The following is a 271-nucleotide window of genomic DNA, read 5'->3' as shown; positions in this document are numbered from 1 at the left end:
GGCCGATCTCCCGGTTGCGGAGGAGAACAAGAAGATCCTGATCGTCGAGCCGGCGGTGGCCGACCAGATCACCGGCGAAAAATGGAATCGCTACATCTTCCGCACCGGCCGCAACTCGTCGCAGGACGCCATCTCCAACGCGGTGGCGATCGGCAAGCCCGGCGTCACCATCGCCACCCTCGGCCAGGATTATGCGTTCGGCCGCGACGGCGTCGCCGCCTTCAAGGCCGCGCTGGCCAAGACCGGCGCAACGCTGGCCGCGGAAGAATAC

Annotated in this window: 1 protein-coding gene; it reads left to right on the top strand. The window is 66.4% G+C overall.

Features of this window, described 5'->3' with window-relative positions:
* On the top strand, positions 1–271 hold a 271-nt coding region (locus NR177_RS23820; protein ID WP_256853805.1), incomplete at both ends, for an ABC transporter substrate-binding protein.

It is taken from the genome of Pantoea sp. Fr+CA_20 (genome assembly GCF_024520835.1).
Lineage (GTDB): Bacteria > Pseudomonadota > Gammaproteobacteria > Enterobacterales > Enterobacteriaceae > Pantoea > Pantoea allii.
The sequence above is the reverse complement of the archived record's forward strand: the minus strand, read 5'-3'. Positions and strand labels throughout refer to the sequence as shown.